The following is a 20,356-nucleotide window of genomic DNA, read 5'->3' on the forward strand; positions in this document are numbered from 1 at the left end:
CACGCCCATGACCGACACCCCGCCCCTCGCCGAGGGCTACGAGATCTCCACCGACCCCGACCGCATCGACGCCGGGCGGGTGCACCACTGGCTGTCGACCGACGCGTACTGGGCGATCGGCCGACCGCGGGAGAAGCAGGACCGGGCGATCGCCGGGTCGCTCAACTTCGGGGTGTACTCGGTGGAATCGGGGGATCAGGTGGCTTATGCCCGGGTGATCACCGATCTGGCCACTTTCGCCTGGCTGTGCGATGTGTACGTGGACCGGTCCGTGCGGGGCGAGGGGATCGGTACGGCGTTGGTCGGTGCCGTGCGCGAGCACCTGCGGCCCTACGGCCTCAAACGCATTCTGCTCGCCACCCACGACGCCCAAGGGGTGTACGAGAAGCTGGGGTTCGCGCCGCTCGCCAAGCCGGATCACTGGATGGCACTCGTCTTCGGGCAGTGAGCCCCGGCGCACCCAGGGTAACTCCCCGGTAACGCCTCTTGACCTGCGCACTTCCGCGGCTCACGATCGCCGCATGCAACTTCGGGTCACGTTCGTCGCCGCCGCGCGCAGCTCCTCGCTGCTCGCCGAGCGGTTCCAGGACGACCGTCCGCTCGACCAGGCGGGCTGGGACGAGGTGCTGGGGGTGGCGCCCGACCTGCTGCCGCTCGCGGCGGCCGAGCTGCGGTACTGCTCGCCCACTCCGCGCAGCCGCGCCACCGGGGACGCCCTCGGTTACTCCCCTCTGGTGCAACTCGCCCTGCGCGACTGTGACATGGGGCGCTGGCGCGGGCTGACCCTCGGCGAGGCGATGGCCCGCGAACCGGAGTCCGTGGACGCCTGGCTCGCCGACCCGCGGGCGACCCCGCACGGCGGCGAGTCACTGCTCGACTTCATCACCCGCGTCGGCGGCTGGCTCGACACCCGGCCCGTCGGCGACGGCGGCCGTATCGTCGCCGTCGCCGAACCGGCGGTGATCCGTGCCGCCCTGGTCTACGCGCTGAAGGCCCCGCCGTCGACCTACTGGAACATCGACGTGCGTCCGCTGTCGGCGACCACCGTGACCGGCAGGGCCGGCCGGTGGAACCTCCGTTTCGAGGGTGCCCCGGCTCACCCCGCGCGGGCGTAGCCAGGGGCTTGGCGGCGTAGGCCGCCGGCCGTCGTGTGCGGGTGGCCGCCGGGCGGTCCCGTGCGTCGAGTCGTCGGCCGTCGTGTGCGGGTGGCCGCCGGTGAGCTTGCGCGGTCAGTGGTCGGGCATGCCGCCCGCGTGGCCGCCGGTGGGCTCGCGCTTGTAGTCGGTCGTCAGGACCAGGTCCTTCGCCGGGCCGCCGACCCGCCACACCGTGCGCCAGTGGTCCACGTCCAGGACGCTGAACTCGCCGCGGTAGAGGTCAGCCGCGCAGGGGTGGTCGGCGACATGGTGGCCGGTCGTCAGGTCCAGGTCGTGGAAGGGCCGCCCGTCGGAGAAGCGGACGTCGGCCGCGCCCGGTGTCCCGCCCGGCAGGTAGCGGAGTGTGCGTTCCGCGGGGCGCGGGACGCCCTGCCAGACGAAGATGCCCGACTCCTGGGACAGCAGGCCACCGTCTTCGGACAGCGGTCCGCCGTCTTCCAGTCGGCCGAAAGCGGTCGTACCGGAGAACTCCCCTTCGTCTCCGCTCGCCAGATCCCGCACGGTTCGCTCGGTCCGCCAGTTCCCGGACAGATACGCCAGCACATCCGCCACTGGCCAGAACTCGCCCATCCGTCCCTCACTTCCGACACTTTCGGTCCCGCGCGACCCGTTGACGCTCCCCGGCACCCTCCCTATCTTGCCGTTCGAAGTGCTGATCATCGTTTGGTATTTCGAACGTCACCTTCGACAGAGAGCCGCGGAGTATTCATGTCACGCACCCGCTGGAGACTCGGTCTCGGAGCCACCGCCTTCCTGGTGGCCGCCGGTCTGGTCCCCGCCCCCGCCCATGCCGAGGACGTCACCGACTACGCGATCACCGTCGACCCGGCCGCCCGGGGCCCGAAGATCGACGACACGATGTACGGCGTCTTCTTCGAGGACATCAACCGGGCCGCCGACGGCGGTCTGTATGCCGAGCTCGTGCAGAACCGGTCCTTCGAGTACTCCACCGCCGACAACTCCTCGTACACTCCGCTGACCTCGTGGACGGTCTCCGGCGCCGGGCAGGTGGTGAACGACGACGGACGGCTGGGCGAGCGCAACCGCAACTACCTCTCCCTGGGCGCCGGTTCGTCCGTCACCAACGCCGGATACAACACCGGCATCCACGTGGACGAGGGCAAGAAGTACGACTTCTCGGTGTGGGCCCGCGCGGACGCCGGCACGGTTCTCACGGTCTCGTTGCAGGACGCCGACGGGACGCTCGCCACCGCCCGCAAGGTGACCGTGACGAAGGACGGCTGGGCCCAGTACAGGGCCACCTTCACCGCGACCGGGACCAGCTCCGACGGCCGCCTCACCGTGGCCTCCTCCGCCGCGGCCGCCCTCGACATGGTGTCCCTCTTCCCGCGCGACACCTACCGCGGTGAACCCAACGGGCTGCGCAAGGACCTCGCCGAGAAGATCGCCGCCCTCCAGCCGGGCTTCGTGCGCTTCCCCGGCGGCTGTCTGGTGAACACGGGGTCCATGGAGGACTACAGCGCGGCCTCCGGCTGGCAGCGCCAGCGCTCGTACCAGTGGAAGGACACCATCGGCCCGGTCGAGCAGCGCGCGACCAACGCCAACGTCTGGGGCTACAACCAGAGTTACGGCCTCGGCTACTACGAGTACTTCCGTCTCTCCGAGGACATCGGCGCCATGCCGCTGCCCGTGGTCCCCGCGCTGGTGACCGGCTGCGGTCAGAACAAGGCCGTCGTCGACGAGGCACTGCTCAAGCGACACATCCAGGACACCCTCGACCTCATCGAGTTCGCCAACGGACCGGCGAGCTCCACATGGGGCAAGGTGCGGGCGAAGATGGGCCACCCCAAGCCCTTCCACCTCACCCACATCGAGGTCGGCAACGAGGAGAACCTGCCGAACGAGTTCTTCGCCCGGTTCAAGGAGTTCCGCGCCGCCATCCAGGCGAAGCACCCGGACATCCAGGTCATCTCCAACTCCGGCCCGGACGACTCGGGTACGACCTTCGACACGGCCTGGCAGCTCAACAAGGACGCCAAGGTCGACATGGTCGACGAGCACTACTACAACAGCCCGCAGTGGTTCCTGCAGAACAACGAGCGCTACGACTCCTACGACAGGAACGGCCCGAAGGTCTTCCTCGGCGAGTACGCCTCCCAGGGCAACACCTTCAAGAACGGCCTCACCGAGGCGGCGTTCATGACCGGCCTGGAGCGCAACGCCGACGTCGTCAAACTCGCCTCCTACGCCCCGCTGTTCGCCAACGAGGACTACGTCCAGTGGCGCCCGGACCTGATCTGGTTCAACAACCACGCCTCCTGGAACTCCGCCAACTACGAGGTCCAGAAGCTGTTCATGACCAACGTCGGCGACCGCGTGGTGCCCTCGACGGCCACCGGCACGCCCTCACTGCTCGCCCCGATCACCGGGGCCGTGGGCCTCTCGACGTGGGCGACGACGGCGGCGTACGACGATGTCCGGGTCACCGGTGCCGACGGGAACACCCTGCTCACCGACGACTTCAGCGGTGACGCCTCGCGGTGGACCCACACCGGCGGCGGCAGCTGGAGCGTCCAGGACGGGCAGTACGTGCAGACGGACGTGAACGCCGAGAACACCATGGTCTCGGCTGGTGACCCGTCCTGGCACGACTACGACCTGAAGGTGAAGGCCACCAAGAAGGCCGGCAAGGAGGGCTTCCTCGTCGCCTTCGGCGTCAAGGACACCGGCAACTACTACTGGTGGAACATCGGCGGCTGGAACAACACCCAGTCCGCCGTCGAACAGGCCGTGGACGGCGGCAAGTCGACGCTGATCTCCAAGGCCGGGTCGGTCGAGACCGGCCGTACCTACGACATCGACGTCAAGGTGCGCGGCCGTCAGGTGACCCTCTACCTCGACGGTCAGGAGTGGGGCAGCTTCACCGACGACAAGCCGGCCGAGCCGTTCCGCCAGGTCGTGACCAAGGACCAGAAGACCGGTGACCTGATCGTCAAGGTCGTCAACGCCCAGAACACGGCGGCCCGCACGGCGATCGACCTGGGCGGCGCCAAGGTCGCCTCCAAGGCCCGGGTGACCACGCTGGCGGCCGGCCCGGACGCCGTGAACAGTGAGACGGCGACCGCGGTCGCCCCGGTGAAGTCCACCTTCGACGGGGTCGCCGGGAAGTTCTCGTACACCTTCCCGGCGAACTCGATCACCTTCCTGAGGATCAGGCAGAGGTAGCCGACGGGTCGGCGGGCTGCTGTCCGACGGGCAGCAGCCCCCGCTCGCCGAACACCTTCTTCGCCACGGCCGTGGCGTTGAGGGCCCTGGGGAAGCCGCAGTAGCCGGCCGACTGCAACAGCGCCTCGACGATCTGCTCGGGCGTGAGGCCCACGTTGAGGGCCGTGTTGATGTGCACCTCCAGCTGGGTCTCACAGCCGCCGAGCGCGGTGAGCATGCCCAGCGTGACCAACTGGCGGTCACGGGGCGCGAGTTGTGGACGGGCGTAGATCTCGCCGAACCCCCAGGCGATGACCTGGTGGCCCATCTCCGGGCTGATGTCGGCCAGTGAGTCGACGACCAGCTGTCCCACCTCGGGATTGACGCTCCCCAGCATCTCCAGGCCGCGCGCGAAACGCTCCTCGCGGGTGGTGCTCTCGCTCATGTCAGCTCCCTCCGCCCGTACATCCCCCTCGGCCGCCGTTGGCTTCCGGGTCGTACGGAGTTCACTTCACCGCCATCGGCGGTCGGACAACCAACCGTATGCACCCCTCGTCTAAATCGGCGCAGCAACAACGCACGGGGTGAACGCCCCGGACGGGGGCCTGAATTGACCAGCAAACAGGGCGTGCGACTGACCATCCCGCCCGAACCGAAGACCGCGGACGACCACATAGGTGAGCGGCCTCCGCCCGGACCGGGGCAGGCCGCTCTGCTGGCGGCGACGATCACCGTCGTCGTGCTCTGCGCGGCCGACGCCGTAGCCCGCAGCTATCCCTTCGGGCCGCGCACCCGGAACGTCAACGACTTGGGAAACCAGTACGTGCCGTTCCACGCGCACCTGTGGGACCTGCTGCACGGGCGCGGCACCGGCGGGCTCCTCGTCAACTGGCAGTCGGGATTCGGCACCAGCTTCCTGCCCGACCTCGGCACCTACCTCACCAGCCCGTTCGCCCTGCTCGTGGCGGTGTTCCCGAGGGACGAGATCGACCTCGCGGTGTACGTGATCACGGTGCTGAAGATCGCGTGCGCCGGTGCCGCCATGGCCTGGCTGCTGCTGAGGCTGCGCCCCGGGCGCTGGTGGGGGGCAGGCCTGCTGGGCTCGTCCTACGCCCTGTGCGGATGGACCGTGGCGACCGCCTCGTACAACCTCATGTGGCTCGACGGGCTGATCGCCCTGCCGCTGCTGTGCCTGGTCGGCGAGTGGGTCCTGAGCGGCAGGCGCCCGCTCGTCGGGGTGCTGGTCGTGACGGCCGCCTGGATCGCCAACTTCTACACGGCGTACATGGCCACCCTCGCCGCCGCTCTCGTGTTCCTGCTGCGCCTGTGGCTGGCCGACCTGCCCCGCCGCCGCAGGCTCACCGCCGCGGGCCGGGCCGCCTCGACCTTCGCGCTCGGCATGGGCCTGGCCGCACCCCTGGTGACGGTCGTGTACTTCGGCAGCGCGCACGCCTCCGAGGGCCGCTTCACCCGGTTCGCTCCGGTGGGCGCGGAGGACCTGCTGGCGCGACTGCTGCCGACGACGTACAGCTTCGGCTCCCCGGCCCTCTTCGTCGGCACCACGGCCCTGCTGCTCGCCCTCGCCCTGCCCTTCCACCGTGCGGCACCCCGCCGGGTGCGCGCGGGGTGGACGCTGCTGGTGCTCGTCGTGACCGTGTCGATGCAGTGGGGCCCGACCCATCTGCTCTGGCACGCCTTCGCCGAACCGCAGGGCAGTTCGTACCGCCAGACCTTCGTGGTGTGCGCGCTGCTGGTGATCGCCGCCTGGCACACGCTCTCCTACGGCCCCCTCGACCGGCGGGCCCTGGGCGCGGCGGCCGGACTGCTCGCGCTGATCGCGGTCGTCGCGAGCGGGAGTCAGCTGGTCCGTTCCTTCGCCTGGCCGGTGTTCCTGATGGCGGCCCTGGGCGCGCTGCTCGGGCTGATCCTGCTGGGCCGCAAGCGACCGGTACTGCGCATGGCCCCGGCGGCGCTCGCCGCCGTACTGCTCGTCGGGGCGCAGCTGGGCGAGGCCACCGCCACCGACGCCGTGGCCACCCGGATGCGGTTCGGGCACATGGACGACTACGCCCCCTGGGGCGCCCGGCAGCAGGACCAGGCCGACGCGGTCGCGCAGGCCGACGGCTGGCCCCACTACCGCACCGACCCTGGCCGGGAACAGACCGTCGGCAACGACCCGCTGGAGGTCGGCGGGCAGGGCGCCCAGTACTACAGCAGCCACACCTCCGCCGTGCTCAGCAGCACGCTCACCGCCCTCGGCGGCGGCTGGACCTCCGGCGGCCGCAGCCTCCAGAGCCTCGACAACGCGGTGACGGACGTCCTCTTCTCCGTCGGCGCCCGGGTGCACTCCCCGCCGGACCCGCACCAGAACTGGTTCCCGCAGGACGGCACCGGGGAGACCGTGACCCGCGAGGACGTCCCGCCCGTGGTGACGGTACGGCCGTCCGCCGCGACCGGTGCCTTCGGGCCGTCGCCGTACCGCAACCAGGAGCTGCTGCTGGGCGCCCGCGTCTACACCCTGCCCCGCATCACCGTCCTCAACGGCGCCGGGAAGCGGCCGGACCGCAGCACAGACCAGCGGCAGGGGGTGCGCATCGGCGGCAGGGCGACGATCACCGCCCGGTGCCGGGCGGGCAGCGAGGTCTACCTCTGGGCGCCGTACTTCGCGGGCACCGCGCGGCTCACCGGCCCCTTTGCCCACGGCCTGACGGGACGGTTCAGGGCCGACTACCATCCCCTCACCAAGATCGCCGCCATGCAGCGGCTCGGCACGGTCCCGGACTCCGGGCGCCTGACGATCGAGCTGTCCCCGAACCGGATGGGCGTCGTGCCGGACCAGGCGGTCGGCTGCCTGGACACCGGCCGCCTGCACACCGTCGTACGACAGCTCAAGGCCACCGGCGCCACCAAGGTGACCGTCTCCGGCTCCGGCGGCACCATCAGGGCCCAGCTCCCGGCGGGCAGCGAGGGCGTCGCCGTCGTGGCCGCGCCCCGGATCGCCGGCTGGCGCTGCGCCGCCGGTGACGCGGCCGCCGTACCCGCGCAGGAGTACCACGGGCTGATCGCCGTGCCGCTCGACGGCACCTCGTCGAGTGTCACCTGCAGTTTCCATCCGCCCGGTCTGCGGCTGGGGACGGCGGTCGGGGGCGGTGCGCTCGTCGCTCTCGCCGGGCTCGGCGCGTTCGGGGCCCTGCGTCGGCGGAGGGCGTGAGTATGCATGTGGTTGCATAAACGTGCAGCGAAACGTATAGTCATGCCATCCAGGAGGAGGATGACATGGCGGTACGTGCGGCGGTGGCCGGAGCGAGCGGATACGCGGGCGGTGAGGTCCTGCGGCTGCTCCTGGCGCACCCCGAGGTCGAGATCGGCGCCCTGACCGGCAACTCCAACGCCGGACAGCGGCTCGGCACCCTGCAGCCGCACCTGCTGCCGCTGGCCGACCGGGTACTCCAGGAGACCACGGCGGATGTCCTCGCCGGACACGACGTCGTCTTCCTGGCTCTGCCCCACGGACAGTCCGCCGCCGTCGCCGAACAGCTCGGCCCGGACGTCCTCGTCGTCGACATGGGCGCCGACTTCCGGCTCGAGGACGCGGCCGACTGGGAGAAGTTCTACGGCTCCGCGCACGCCGGCACCTGGCCCTACGGCCTTCCCGAACTGCCGGGTGCCCGCGCCCGGCTCACCGGGACCAGGCGCATCGCGGTGCCCGGCTGCTACCCGACCGCCGTCACGCTCGCCCTCTTCCCGGCCTACGCCGCCGGCATCGCCGAGAACGAGGCCGTGATCGTCGCCGCCTCCGGCACCTCCGGCGCGGGCAAGGCACCCAAGCCGAACCTGCTGGGCAGCGAGGTCATGGGCTCGATGTCGCCGTACGGCGTCGGCGGCGGCCACCGGCACACGCCCGAGATCGTCCAGAACCTCAGCGCGGCCGCCGGCTCCAGGGTGAGGGTCTCCTTCACACCGACCCTCGCGCCGATGCCCCGCGGCATCCTCGCCACGTGCAGCGCCTCCGCGAAGCCCGGCGTCACCGCCGAGTCCGTCCGCGCCGCGTACGAGAAGGCCTTCGCCGACGAGCCCTTCGTCCATCTGCTCCCCGAGGGCCAGTGGCCCGCCACGGCGTCCGTCTACGGTTCGAACGGCGTTCAGATCCAGGTCGCCCTCGACGAGTCCGTGGGCCGCATCATCGCGATCAGCGCCATCGACAACCTGGCCAAGGGCACCGCGGGCGGTGCCGTCCAGAGCATGAACATCGCCCTCGGTGTCCCCGAGGAGCTCGGTCTTTCCACGATCGGAGTCGCACCGTGAGCGTCACGGCAGCCAAGGGATTCCAGGCGGCGGGCATCGCCGCCGGAATCAAGGAGAACGGCAACCCGGACCTGGCCCTCGTGGTCAACACCGGGCCCCGCCGCGCCGCCGCCGGCGTCTTCACCTCCAACCGTGTGAAGGCCGCGCCGGTGCTGTGGTCCGAGCAGGTCCTCAAGAGCGGCCGGCTGTCGGCCGTGGTCCTCAACTCCGGTGGCGCCAACGCCTGTACCGGCCCCAAGGGCTTCCAGGACACACACGCCACCGCCGAGAAGGTCGCCGAGGTGCTGGACATCGGCGCGGGTGAGGTGGCCGTCGCCTCCACCGGGCTCATCGGCCTCCTGCTCCCGATGGACAAGCTCCTGCCGGGAGTCGAGGCCGCCGCGGCTCAACTGTCCGAGCACGGCGGTGAGAAGGCCGCCATCGCCATCAAGACCACCGACTCCGTCCACAAGACGTCCGTCGTGACCAAGGACGGCTGGACCGTCGGCGGCATGGCCAAGGGTGCGGGCATGCTCGCCCCCGGCCTCGCCACCATGCTGGTCGTCCTCACCACCGACGCGGACCTGGAGAGCGGGGCCCTGGACAGGGCCCTGCGGGCCGCCACCCGGACCACCTTCGACCGCGTCGACTCCGACGGCTGCATGTCCACCAACGACACCGTGCTGCTGCTCGCCTCCGGTGCCTCCGAAGTCACCCCGGAATACGCGGAGTTCGCCGAGGCCGTACGGACCGTCTGCGACGACCTCGGCCAGCAGCTGATCCGGGACGCCGAGGGCGCCAGCAAGGACATCAAGGTCGAGGTCGTGAACGCGGCCACCGAGGACGACGCCGTCGAGGTCGGCCGCTCCATCGCCCGCAACAACCTCCTCAAGTGCGCGATCCACGGTGAGGACCCCAACTGGGGCCGCGTGCTCTCCGCGATCGGCACCACGAAGGCCGCTTTCGAGCCCGACCGGCTCAACGTCGCCATCAACGGCGTCTGGGTGTGCAAGAACGGCGGCGTCGGCGAGGACCGCGACAAGGTCGACATGCGCTACCGCGAGGTGCACATCGTGGCGGACCTCGCCGCCGGGTCCGAGACCGCCACGATCTGGACCAACGACCTCACCGCCGACTACGTCCACGAGAACAGCGCGTACTCGTCATGAGCACTACTCGAAAGCACACCGCACTGCCCAAGGCCCAGATCCTCATCGAGGCGCTGCCCTGGCTGGTCCGCCACAACGGCAAGACCGTGGTCATCAAGTTCGGCGGCAACGCCATGATCGACGAGGACCTGAAGGCCGCCTTCGCCCAGGACGTCGTCTTCCTGCACCACGCCGGGCTCAAGCCGGTCGTCGTGCACGGCGGCGGCCCGCAGATCAGCGCCGCACTCGACAGGCACGGCATCGTCAGCGAGTTCAAGGCCGGCCTGCGGGTCACCACCGAGGACGCCATGGACGTCGTACGGATGGTGCTGGCCGGGCAGGTGCAGCGCGAGCTGGTCAATCTGCTCAACGAACACGGGCCCCTCGCCGTCGGCTTGACCGGCGAGGACGCGCACACCATCAGCGCCACCAAGCACCGGCCCGAGATCGACGGAGAGTTGGTCGACATCGGGCGGGTGGGCGAGATCACCGCGATCGACACGGGCGCCATCGAGGCACTGCTCGCCGACGGCCGTATCCCGGTCGTCTCGTCGATCGCCCGTAGCCAGGACGACGGACATGTCTACAACGTCAATGCTGATACGGCGGCTGCGGCACTCGCTGCTGCTCTTGACGCCGAAACCCTCATGGTCCTCACGGACGTCGAGGGCCTCTACGAGGACTGGCCGCACAGCGACGAGGTGATCAGCCGCCTCACGGCTTCCCAACTGGAGAAGCTGCTGCCGGAGTTGAGCTCCGGCATGGTCCCGAAGATGGAGGGCTGTCTGCACGCCGTGCGCAACGGCGTGACCACGGCCCGGGTCATCGACGGGCGGGTCCAGCACTCGATCCTGCTGGAGATCTTCACCGACGAGGGGATCGGCACGATGGTCGTGCCGGACGCACAAGAGGGGGATGCCGTATGACCGACAATCAGGAGCTGACCCAGCGCTGGCAGGGCTCGCTCATGAACAACTACGGCACCCCGCGCCTCCCACTCGTCCGCGGTGCGGGACTCAAGGTCTGGGACGCCGAGGGCAAGCAGTACCTCGACTTCGTCGGCGGCATCGCCACCAACGCGCTGGGCCATGCCCACCCGGCGATCGTCGAGGCGGTCAGCAGGCAGATCGCCTCCCTCGGCCACATCTCCAACTTCTTCATGGCCGAGCCGACCGTCACCCTCGCCGAACGGCTGCTCCAGCTCTTCGGCCGGGAGGGCAAGGTCTTCTTCTGCAACTCCGGCGCCGAGTCCCTCGAGGCGGCCTTCAAGATCGGCCGGCTGACCGGGCGCACCCACATGGTCGCGACCGAGGGCGGCTTCCACGGCCGGACCATGGGCGCCCTCGCGCTCACCGGCCAGCCCGCCAAGCAGACCCCCTTCCTGCCGCTGCCGGGCGACGTCACGCATGTGCCGTACGGCGACCCGCAGGCGCTGGCCGCCGCGGTCACCGAGGACACCGCGCTCGTCGTCATCGAGCCGATCCAGGGCGAGAACGGCGTCGTGGTGCCCCCGGCCGGCTACCTCAAGGCGGCCCGGGCGATCACGGCGGCCAAGGGCGCGCTGCTGGTCCTCGACGAGGTGCAGACCGGCATCGGCCGTACCGGACACTGGTTCGAGTACCAGGCCCACGAGGGCGTCCTCCCGGACGTCGTCACCCTCGCCAAGCAGCTCGGCGGCGGACTGCCGCTCGGCGCGACCGTCGCCTTCGGGCGGGCCGCGGAACTGCTGCAGCCGGGGCAGCACGGGACGACGTTCGGCGGGAACCCGGTCGCGTGTGCCGCCGGTCTCGCCGTCCTCGACACCATCGCGAGCGACGGGTTGCTGGAGAACGTCAAGCAGCAGAGCGAGAGGCTGCGGGACGGAATCGAGTCACTCGGACACCCCTTGATCTCCCATGTCCGGGGTGCGGGGCTCCTCCTGGGTATCGTGCTCACCGAGCCGCTCGCGCCGAAGGTGCAGCAGGCGGCTCAGGAGGCCGGATTCCTGGTGAACGCGCCCGCCCCCGATGTCGTACGGCTGATGCCGCCGCTGAACCTCGGCGACGACGAAGTGGACGCGCTTGTTCAGGCTCTCCCCGGCATCCTGGGTGTCGCCGAGGGAGACGGATGATCCGGAGAATGAGACGACGATGAGTCATGCGCAGGATCACGAGCACAACGGCGCCGCGGGGCCTGCCGTGCCGCAGACGCGTACCGCGCGCCACCGCCGGATCGTGGACATCCTCAACCGGCAACCGGTTCGGTCACAGAGCCAGTTGGCCAAGCTGCTGTCCGACGACGGGCTGAGCGTCACGCAGGCGACGCTCTCCCGGGACCTCGACGAGCTGAACGCGGTGAAGATCCGTAACAACGACGGGGATCTCATCTACGCGGTGCCCAGTGAGGGGGGTTTTCGGACCCCTCGGGCGCCGTTGGGGGAGTCCGCCAAGGAGGAGCGGATGCGGCGGCTCTCTCAGGAGCTGCTGATCTCCGCGGAGGCTTCGGCGAATCTCGTGGTGCTGCGGACTCCTCCGGGGGCTGCGCAGTTCCTGGCGTCGGCGATTGATCAGGCCGAGCTGCACGACATTCTGGGCACCATTGCCGGTGACGACACGTTGATGTTGATCAGCCGGAACCCTACGGGGGGTCAGGCGCTGGCTGAGCATTTGTTGCGGTTGGCTCAGAACGGGCACTGAAGGTTGTTCGTCGGGTGCGGGTGAGTGGGGGCTGGTCGCGCCGTTCCCCGCGCCCCTAATAAAATCACCCGAGCCTGGCTGCGAGGCCCCCGGTACACCTCACCTCATCGCCCGCCGTGATCAGCAGCGCCTCCACGTCCGGCAGGCTCTCCAGCCACGCCAGGCCCTCTCTCGAACCCATCGCGAAAGCTGCTGTTGCCCAGCAGTCCGCCCAGGTCACTGTGGGGGCCACCACCGTCACCGCCACCAGGTCGGTCACCGCGGAGTGGCCCGTGCGGGGGTCGACTATGTGGGCGCCGCGTTCCGCCGTGCCGGAAGTCGCCACGGCCAGCTCGGCCGCGCCCGCCGCCGAGACCACTGCCGCGAGGCCCCCTGGGCGCAGGGGGTCCGAGACGCCGACGCGCCACGGGCGTTCCGGGCCCGGTACGCCCAGCAGCTGGACGTCTCCGCCGCCGTTGACGCTCACCCCGGTCGCCCCCGCGAGAGCCATACGACGGGCCGCGCGTTCCACCGCCCAGCCCTTGACGATGCCGGTGGGGTCGAGGCGGCCCTCGTAGCGCAGGCTGAACCAGCCGTCGCTCAACCGCTCGGCCTCGGCGCCGAGTTCGAGCACCTCGGCCACGTCCGGGTCGCACTCGGCGACCGTCAGCTCGCCGCGGGCCAGGCGGGAGACCTGGCTGTCGTCGCGGTAGGTGCTGAACACCTCGTTCACGCGGTGCAGTTCCGCCACCGCCTCCCGCAGTGCCGTCTGCACGGCAAGGGGTTCCCCGCCGCGGACGTCGAAGGAGAAGACCGTCCCCATGACCTCCTCCGCGTGACGCACCGCGGCGGGAGCTTGTGCCGACTCGGCCACCGTGTCAGCCACCGGCCTGGTCCAGCGCCGACTGCAGCGACTTCTTGTAGCCCTCGCTGGTGTAGGTGGCCCCGGAGACCGAGTCGATGTCCGCGCTGCCGGCCGCCACGGCCTCCTGGTTGAGCTTCGGAATGGACAGCGCCGTCTTCTGGTCGCTCTCCCCGCCCTTGGGCGCCTGCACCGCCTCGGCGTTGGTGATCTTGCCGCCGCTGACCGTGATCCGGACCTGGACCGGGCCGTACTGGGTCTGCGACACGGCACCGGTCACCGTCTTGGCGGCCGCCCCGGCGCTGCCGCCCGCGGTCTGGGACGGCTGAGCCGACGGCTGCGCCTGTGAGGCCGCCTCGTTCGCCTTGTCGATCGCCGACTGGAGCGCCTTCTTGTAGCCCTCGCTCGTATAGGTCGCCCCGGAGACCGTGTCGACCTGCGAGGACTGCTTGGCGAGCGTGTCCTGGGTGAGCTTCGGAATGGACAGAGCGGTCTTCGCGTCGCTCTCCCCGCCCTTGGGCGCCTGGACCGCCTCGGCCTTGGTGATCTTGTTGCCACTGACGGTGATACGGACCTGGACGGGACCGTACTGGGTCTGGACCACGTCCCCGGTGACCGCGCCGCCGGCGGCCGCCCCGGCGCCGCCCTGGGCCGACTCCTGCGCTGCCGCCGTCTGCTGCGGGATCGTTCCGCCCGCCTGGGCGGACGCCGGGTCCGAGGACGGCTTCAGCGACAGCATCAGCACGACACCGGAGACGGTGGCGGCGGTCGCGAGCACGACTCGACGGACGGGGTGAGACTTCCTCATCGCTTCAACAGCTCCTGAATTACCGTCGTCACATCTCGAACGACTCGTGATGGATGCGGCGGGCGGGCACACCCGCGCCGCGCAGTGCTTCGTACACGGACTGCGCGAAACCGTTCGGCCCGCACATGAACACGTCGTGCTTGTCGATGTCGGGGAGCTTGCGCTGGAGGGACTCCGCGGAGATGTCCGGGCGCTCCCCGTCCGGACTGTTGACCGCGTACATCAGCCGGGCGCCGCGCTCGTCCGCGATGGCGGCGAGCTCGTCCCACAGGGCCAGGTCCTGGGTGGTGTTGGCCCGGTACAGCAGGGTGATGTCACCGGCCGCGCCCGGCAGCGTCTCGAACAGGGCCCGCATCGGCGTGATGCCGACCCCGCCGGCCACCAGCAGCACCTTGCCCCGGCTGCGGCGCTGGGCGGTGAGCGCGCCGTACGGTCCCTCGGCCCACACCTTGGTGCCGGGCACCAGCTCGCGCAGCCGCTCGCTGTGGTCGCCGATCGCCTTCACCGTGATCCGCAGCATGCCCGGCCGGGGCGCCGCCGACAGCGAGTACGGGTGGGAGCTGAACCGCATGCCCGGCGCGAGGAAGCGCCAGCGGAAGAACTGGCCCGCCTCCGCGCCCATCCGGTGCAGCTTGCGCCCGCCGATCAGCACGGACACGACACCCGGCGTCTCCTCGACGACCGCCTCGACATACATCCGGTGGCGCAGGTTCAGCCTGATCGGCGTGAGGATCCGGTACCAGACGACCAGCGCGGTGACCGTGCCGTACAGCGCGTACCAGACGGTCTTGGCGACCGGCTCGACCGCGAAGTCGTTGCCGGTGGTCAGCTGGTGCCAGAAGGTCAGGAAGACCGCCGCGTACGTCAGCAGGTGCACGTGGTACCAGGTGTCGTACGGGATCCTGCGGCGCACCCCGCCGATCGACATCAGGCCGATGAGGAACAGCAGACCGGTGCCGATGGCCGCCTTGCCCATGTCCGGCAGCTGGTTGATGGAGTCCATCGTCTGCTGGACGATGTCGCCGAGCCCCTTGCCCGCCTGCAGGGCGTAACCCCACATGATCAGGAAGACGTGGGCGACGACCAGGCAGAGGGTGTAGCGGCCGGTCATCGCGTGCCAGCGGGCGACCCGGTCGGAGCCCACCCGGCGTTCCAGCGCGGGCACCCGGGCCATCTGCAGCACCACGAGCGCCATCAGATAGCCGGCCAGCAGACCGGTGATCCGGCCCGCGTTGAGGATCTTGCTGTTGTCGTCGGCGACGGACGGTGTGTTGTGCCACCACAGCCACAGCACACCAACCGCGCCCGCCCATACGGCGAGCAGCAGGACGGTCGCCGGGGAACGGCGCGGGCGGATGCGGCGCATCGTCTGGCGGCGGGCGGCGCGGCCGCCTGCGAGCGTCGTGGTCACGTTTCCTCCGGGGACGGGGGCAAGGGGGGTGGGCGTGTTCCCTTGGTCCTCAGATACGTGCCGTGACGCCGGTGTGTTCAGCTGCCCGCGGAGTCCAGTGCGGACTGGAGTGACTGGCGGTAACCGTCGCTCGTGTAGGTGGCCCCGGAGACCGTGTCGATGTCGGCGCTCTGGGCTTGCAGCGCTTCGGTCCGCAGCCGCGGAAGCGCGTAGCTGTTGATCTCCTGGTCCCGGGGATTGTCCGTGGGATAGGCGACGGCGGTCACGTCGGTGAGCTTGCCGTTCTTCACGGTGACGCGGACCTGTACGGGACCCCAGCGGGTCTGGACGGAGTCGCCGGTGACGGTGCGGGTTCCCTTGACCGCGGGGGCCGTTGACCCGGACGTCACCGCGAGAGCGGGCGAGGTGTGCGGCTTCAGCGACAGCAGCATCACCATGCCGGAGACGGTGGCGGCGCTCGCCAGCAGGATCCGGCGCAGCGGGCGGTTCTTCTTCAACGCGTGCACGGGTGAGGCCTCACAGCTCGAAGGATTCGTGGTGGATACGGCCATCGGGAACTCCCGCGGCGCGCAGCTCCTCGTACACCTCCCGGGCGAACCCGTGCGGGCCGCAGAGGTAGACGTCGTGACCGGCCAGGCCGGGGAAGGCCGCCCGCAGCGACTCGGCGGTGATACGCGGACGTTGCCCCTCCGGCCCGTTGAGCAGGTAGTGCACCTTCGCCCCGCGCCACCGCGCCACGGCCTCCAACTCCCCGCCCAGCGCGAGGTCCTCGACCGTGCGCGCCCGGTACAGGAGGGTGACCTCGCCCGGCAGCGTCTCGAACAGCGCCCGCAGCGGGGTGATGCCGACCCCGCCCCCGATCAGCAGAGTCCTGGACGAGGTCTGCCGCTCGGCGGTCAGTGATCCGTACGGCCCCTCCGCCCACACCCGCGTGCCCGGCCGCAGCATGGCCAGGGCCGTACTGTGGTCGCCGAGCGCCTTGACCGTGATCCGCATGCGGTCGGGCCGGGGCGGTGCCGACAGAGAGTACGGCGTCGAGGTCCACCGCAGCCCCGCGGCGAGGAACCGCCAGCGGAAGAACTGCCCCGCCCGCGCGCCGAGTCGGTCCAGCTCCCGGCCGTGTACGACGACGGACCACACGCCCCGTGCCTCCTGGTGCACGGACTCCACCCGCAGCCGGTGCCGCAGGTTCAGCCGCACCGGCGCGAGGATCCGGAACCACAGCACCAGGGCCGCGACACCGAGGTAGAGCGCGTACCAGGCCGCCGTGGCCGCGGTGTTGCCGTTGAAGTCGTTCCCGAGGGCCAGCTGGTGGCCGAAGGCGAGGAACACGGCGGCGTAGGTGAGGAGATGGACGTAGTACCAGAACTCGTGGCCGGTACGGCGGCGCACCGCTCGCGCGGAGGTGACACCGACCGCGATCAGGATCACCGTGCCGGCGGTCGCCTTGAGCATCTCCGGATAGTCCAGGACCACCGTGACGGTCTCGTGCCACAGCGAGGCGCCGTCCTGAGCCGCGTACCCGGAGAGGATCAGCCCGATGTGCGCGAGCAGCAGGCAGACCGTGTAGCGCCCGGCCATCGCGTGCCAGCGGGCCACCCGGTCCGAACCCACCTGCCGCTCCAGCACCGGCACCCGCGCCATCAGACCCACCAGCACCGCGCAGGCGTACCCGCACAGCAGCCCGGCGATCCGCCCGGCGCCGGTCAGCCACCCGGCCGTACCGACCACGGAACCGGTGTCCGCCCACCACAGGGCGATCACGGCCGCCGCCCCGGCCCACAGCAGGGCGAGCACGGCACCCGCGGGGGAGCGGCGCGCGGGCGGCGCCACGGCCGGTGCGGCCCGCCGCTCGTACACGGTGGTCATAGGTGCGTCCTTTCGCCTGTCCGGGACACCACTGTGCGAGGGGAACCTCTCAGGACCCTCTGAACGGGCACCCCGCAGAGCGCACTCAGAGGAAACTCAGAGCTTCCCGGGACCCCCGCCGCCCCGGCCAGGGGTGATCCTGGAGAGGTCATGAACACCGCACGCTCCGGCCGCCCCGCTCTCACCCGCCCCGACGGCACCCCGCTGCGGGTCCTCGTCGTCGACGACGACCCGGACCTCGCCGAGGTCCTCTCCGGCGCCCTGCGCTACGAGGGCTGGCAGGTCCGCACGGCCGGCGACGGCGCCTCGGCGGTGGCCGCGGCCCGGGAGCTGCTGCCCGACGCCGTCGTCCTGGACGTGATGCTCCCGGACACCGACGGCTTCGCGGTCCTGCGCGCCCTGCACACCGTGAAGGCGGACGTGTGCGTGCTCTTCCTGACCGCCCGGGACGCGGTCGAGGACCGCATCAAGGGCATCACGGCGGGCGGCGACGACTACGTCACCAAGCCCTTCAGCCTGGAGGAGGTCGTCGCCCGGCTGCGCGGACTGCTGCGCCGCGCGGGCATGGCCCGGCAGCTCGACGAGGGCCCCCGGCTGACCGTCGGCGACCTGGTCATGGACGAGGAGGCCCGCGAGGTCACCCGCGGCGGCGAGTTGATCGAACTGTCCCCGACCGAGTTCGAGCTGCTGCGCTTCCTCATGCGCAACCCGCGCCGCGTGCTCAGCAAGGCGCAGATCCTCGACCGGGTGTGGTCCTACGACTTCGGCGGCCGCGCCCATGTCGTCGAGCTGTACATCTCGTATCTGCGCAAGAAGGTGGACGCCGGCCGCGAGCCGATGATCCACACCGTGCGCGGAGCGGGGTACGTGATCAAACCGGTGACGCCATGAGAAGCCTGCGGCCGCACACGCTGCGGGCCCGGCTCACCCTCGGGCTCCTGGTGCTCCTAGCGGTGAGCTGTGCCGCCGTCGGGCTGGCCGCCGTCGTGGAGCTGAACGGCTTTCTCACCAGCAGGCTCGACGAGCAGCTGACCGAGGCCGGGAACAGGTTCGCGGTCAGCCTGGAGCATAAGGAGGAGCCGAAGAAGGACGACCACGACGGCGACGAGCACGCCGACACCCGCCGACAGGCCACGGGCACGTTCGGCGCCCGGCTGGTGGACGGCACGGTCACCAATGCCGCGGTGGTCCGCCCCACCGGCACCCTGAACGTCGCCCTGACCGCCGCCGACCGGCAGCGGCTCGCGGCCGTCCCGGCCGACGGCCGGGGCCACAGCGTCGGCCTCTCCGCCCTGGACGACTACCGGGTGATCGCCACCCGGGGACTGGACGGCGATGTCCTGATCACGGGGATGCCCCTGGAGCCCGTCGAGGCCGCCGTGCACCGCCTGGAGCTGGTCGCCGGGATCGTCTTCGGCGCCGCCCTCACCGCCGCCGGTGTCGCGGGCGCCCTGTGGGTGCGCTGGTCCCTGCGCCCGCTCAGCCGGGTCGCCGCCACCGCCACCCGGGTCAGCGAACTCCCGCTGGCCAGCGGGGAGGTGGCCCTTCCGCCCCGCGCCCCCGAGTCCGACCCGCGCGGCGAGGTGGGCCGGGTCGCAGGCGCCTTCAACCGCATGCTCGGCCATGTCGAGGACGCCCTCACCAAACGCCACGCCAGCGAGGAACGGCTGCGCAGCTTCGCCGCCGACGCCAGCCACGAACTGCGCACCCCGGTCGCCTCGGTGCGCGGCCACGCCGAACTCGCCCTGCTGCACCCCGGCCCGCTGCCGCCGGAGATCACCCGGGCCCTGCAACGCATCGCCGCCGAGTCGACCCGCATGGGCGCGATGGTCGACGACCTGCTCCTGCTGGCCCGTCTGGACGCGGGCCGCCCCCTGGAGAGAGCCCCCGTCGACCTCACCCGTCTGGTCCTCGACGCCCTCACGGACGCGCGGGCCACGGGTTCCGGTCATCGCTGGGAACTGGACCTCCCCGAGGACCCGGTCACGGTGACGGGCGACGCACACCGCCTCCAGCAGGTCCTGGCCAACCTGCTGTCCAACGCCCGGCTGCACACCCCCGCCGGCACCAAGGTGACGGTGACCCTGGAGACCGACGGCACCACGGCGTCGTTGAAGGTCCACGACGACGGCCCCGGCATTCCCGAGGACATCCAGCCAGGCGTCTTCGAACGCTTCACCCGAGCCGACCGCAGCACCAAGGCGGAGACCGGCGGCGCGGGCCTGGGGCTGTCGATCGTGGCGGCGGTGGTGGAGGCGCACGGGGGTAGCGTGACGTTGGAGAGCGGGCCGGGATCGACGACGTTCACCGTCCGGATCGGTGACGCGTGATCAGATCGTGGACGGCGGCAACGGCAACGGCAGCCCCGGCAGGCCGTCCAGGCTCGTGGCGATGTGCTCCTTCTTGCTGAAGTACTCGCTGAGCGAGGCGTCGTCCTCGCGCGCGAACCGCTTGCCGTGCAGCTCGCGGTCGCCCTCGTACGCCATGTACGGCACCGCGTAACCGCAGGAGTCGCGGACCAGTTCGGCCGTCACGACGACGATCGCCCGCAGACCGTGCGCCGTCGGGTCGATGTCCGGGAAGTGGGAGAGCAGTTCCTCGAAGCGCGGGTCGTCCCGGAAGACCGGCTCACCGCGCCCGTGCACCCGGACGATGTTCGGCGGCCCCTGGAACGCGCACCACATGAGGGTGATCCGGCCGTTCTCCCGCAGATGCGCGACCGTCTCGGCGTTGGAGCCCGCGAAGTCGAGGTAGGCCACGGTGAGTTCGTCGAGGATCGCGAAGGAGCCGCGCAGTCCCTTGGGGGAGAGGTTGACCGTGCCGTCGCCGGACAGGGGCGCGGTCGCGGTGAAGAAGAGGGGCTGCGCCTCGATGAACGAGCGGAGCCGGCCGTCTATGCGCTCATAGGTCTTTCCCATGTCCACGCATTATGGGCGCAGATCTTTCGCCTGTCTAAGGAATTCGGGCGTTCCCCTCGCGGGAGGACGCCCGTGGCCGC

At 70.8% G+C, this 20,356-nt stretch carries 19 protein-coding genes; 11 read left to right on the forward strand and 8 right to left on the reverse strand.

All coding sequences use genetic code 11. The annotated features are described in order from the left end of the window. Nucleotides 1–7 precede the first annotated feature (7 nt). Together M2157_RS38595 and M2157_RS38600 are read left to right on the forward strand one after the other, a co-directional pair. A complete protein-coding gene (locus M2157_RS38595; RefSeq protein WP_280856480.1) occupies nucleotides 8–448 on the forward strand; it encodes a GNAT family N-acetyltransferase in 441 nt (146 codons plus the stop codon). A gap of 73 nt (nucleotides 449–521) precedes the next feature. Then, nucleotides 522–1,115: a histidine phosphatase family protein gene (locus M2157_RS38600; RefSeq protein WP_280867505.1), complete on the forward strand. Its 594-nt coding sequence runs from the start codon at nucleotides 522–524 to the stop codon at nucleotides 1,113–1,115. Between the two features lie 114 nt (nucleotides 1,116–1,229). On the opposite strand, the gene M2157_RS38605 is transcribed toward M2157_RS38600, so the two are convergent. Next, a complete protein-coding gene (locus M2157_RS38605; protein ID WP_280867506.1) occupies nucleotides 1,230–1,727 on the reverse strand; it encodes a DUF6314 family protein in 498 nt (165 codons plus the stop codon). Nucleotides 1,728–1,865: 138 nt separating this feature from the next. On the opposite strand from M2157_RS38605, the gene M2157_RS38610 reads away from it, so the two are divergent. Then, a complete protein-coding gene (locus M2157_RS38610; RefSeq protein ID WP_280867507.1) occupies nucleotides 1,866–4,343 on the forward strand; it encodes an alpha-L-arabinofuranosidase C-terminal domain-containing protein in 2,478 nt (825 codons plus the stop codon). On the opposite strand, the gene M2157_RS38615 is transcribed toward M2157_RS38610, so the two are convergent. Next, the gene (locus tag M2157_RS38615; RefSeq protein WP_280856476.1) at nucleotides 4,330–4,767 is read right to left on the reverse strand and encodes a carboxymuconolactone decarboxylase family protein; all 438 of its coding nucleotides are present in this window, start codon (nucleotides 4,765–4,767) and stop codon (nucleotides 4,330–4,332) included. The two genes, M2157_RS38610 and M2157_RS38615, sit on opposite strands and share 14 nt — an antisense overlap. A gap of 183 nt (nucleotides 4,768–4,950) precedes the next feature. Here M2157_RS38615 and M2157_RS38620 point away from each other — a divergent pair, with 183 nt between their 5' ends. The 6 genes from M2157_RS38620 (at nucleotide 4,951) to M2157_RS38645 (ending at nucleotide 12,429) form a co-directional block, all read left to right on the forward strand. Then, complete coding sequence (locus M2157_RS38620; RefSeq protein ID WP_280867508.1) at nucleotides 4,951–7,533, forward strand: YfhO family protein; 2,583 nt, start codon at nucleotides 4,951–4,953, stop codon at nucleotides 7,531–7,533. Between the two features lie 65 nt (nucleotides 7,534–7,598). Next, complete coding sequence (gene argC, locus M2157_RS38625) at nucleotides 7,599–8,627, forward strand: N-acetyl-gamma-glutamyl-phosphate reductase (RefSeq protein ID WP_280867509.1); 1,029 nt, start codon at nucleotides 7,599–7,601, stop codon at nucleotides 8,625–8,627. Then, nucleotides 8,624–9,775 (forward strand): bifunctional glutamate N-acetyltransferase/amino-acid acetyltransferase ArgJ, encoded by a 1,152-nt coding sequence (argJ, locus tag M2157_RS38630; RefSeq protein ID WP_280856473.1) that lies wholly within the window; start codon nucleotides 8,624–8,626, stop codon nucleotides 9,773–9,775. The genes argC and argJ overlap by 4 nt, the downstream gene beginning before the upstream one ends. Further along, on the forward strand, nucleotides 9,772–10,680 hold the full coding sequence (gene argB, locus M2157_RS38635) for an acetylglutamate kinase (RefSeq protein ID WP_280856472.1): 909 nt from the start codon (nucleotides 9,772–9,774) through the stop codon (nucleotides 10,678–10,680). The genes argJ and argB overlap by 4 nt, the downstream gene beginning before the upstream one ends. After that, the gene (locus M2157_RS38640; RefSeq protein ID WP_280856471.1) at nucleotides 10,677–11,864 is read left to right on the forward strand and encodes an acetylornithine transaminase; all 1,188 of its coding nucleotides are present in this window, start codon (nucleotides 10,677–10,679) and stop codon (nucleotides 11,862–11,864) included. Before argB ends, M2157_RS38640 begins: the two co-directional genes overlap by 4 nt. A 19-nt stretch (nucleotides 11,865–11,883) precedes the next feature. After that, the gene (locus M2157_RS38645; protein WP_266526190.1) at nucleotides 11,884–12,429 is read left to right on the forward strand and encodes an arginine repressor; all 546 of its coding nucleotides are present in this window, start codon (nucleotides 11,884–11,886) and stop codon (nucleotides 12,427–12,429) included. A gap of 64 nt (nucleotides 12,430–12,493) precedes the next feature. Here the strand turns inward: M2157_RS38645 and M2157_RS38650 are convergent, their stop codons facing one another. The 5 genes from M2157_RS38650 to M2157_RS38670 all read right to left on the reverse strand — a co-directional run bounded on the left by M2157_RS38650 (nucleotide 12,494) and on the right by M2157_RS38670 (nucleotide 17,358). Then, a complete protein-coding gene (locus M2157_RS38650) occupies nucleotides 12,494–13,294 on the reverse strand; it encodes an FAD:protein FMN transferase (protein WP_280856470.1) in 801 nt (266 codons plus the stop codon). After that, entirely contained in the window at nucleotides 13,287–14,078 is a 792-nt protein-coding gene (locus M2157_RS38655) for an FMN-binding protein (protein ID WP_280856469.1), read from the reverse strand. The genes M2157_RS38650 and M2157_RS38655 overlap by 8 nt, the downstream gene beginning before the upstream one ends. Nucleotides 14,079–14,106: 28 nt before the next feature. After that, a complete protein-coding gene (locus M2157_RS38660; protein WP_280856468.1) occupies nucleotides 14,107–15,489 on the reverse strand; it encodes a ferredoxin reductase family protein in 1,383 nt (460 codons plus the stop codon). A 77-nt stretch (nucleotides 15,490–15,566) separates the two neighbouring features. Then, nucleotides 15,567–15,995, reverse strand: coding sequence for an FMN-binding protein (locus M2157_RS38665; protein ID WP_280868333.1), 429 nt, complete (start codon nucleotides 15,993–15,995; stop codon nucleotides 15,567–15,569). A 10-nt stretch (nucleotides 15,996–16,005) separates the two neighbouring features. Continuing rightward, nucleotides 16,006–17,358, reverse strand: a complete 1,353-nt coding sequence (locus tag M2157_RS38670; protein WP_280856466.1) for a ferredoxin reductase family protein — start codon at nucleotides 17,356–17,358, stop codon at nucleotides 16,006–16,008. A gap of 150 nt (nucleotides 17,359–17,508) precedes the next feature. Between M2157_RS38670 and M2157_RS38675 the strand changes: the two genes are divergently transcribed. Then, nucleotides 17,509–18,249 (forward strand): response regulator transcription factor, encoded by a 741-nt coding sequence (locus tag M2157_RS38675; protein ID WP_280856465.1) that lies wholly within the window; start codon nucleotides 17,509–17,511, stop codon nucleotides 18,247–18,249. Further along, nucleotides 18,246–19,688 carry a HAMP domain-containing sensor histidine kinase gene (locus M2157_RS38680; protein WP_280867510.1) on the forward strand — a complete coding sequence of 481 codons (1,443 nt, stop codon included), beginning with the start codon at nucleotides 18,246–18,248 and terminating at the stop codon, nucleotides 19,686–19,688. Before M2157_RS38675 ends, M2157_RS38680 begins: the two co-directional genes overlap by 4 nt. On the opposite strand, the gene M2157_RS38685 is transcribed toward M2157_RS38680, so the two are convergent. Beyond that, nucleotides 19,689–20,276, reverse strand: coding sequence for a pyridoxamine 5'-phosphate oxidase family protein (locus tag M2157_RS38685; protein ID WP_280856463.1), 588 nt, complete (start codon nucleotides 20,274–20,276; stop codon nucleotides 19,689–19,691). Nucleotides 20,277–20,356 lie beyond the last annotated feature (80 nt).

Origin of the sequence: Streptomyces sp. SAI-127, assembly GCF_029894425.1 — a bacterium.
GTDB lineage: Bacteria > Actinomycetota > Actinomycetes > Streptomycetales > Streptomycetaceae > Streptomyces.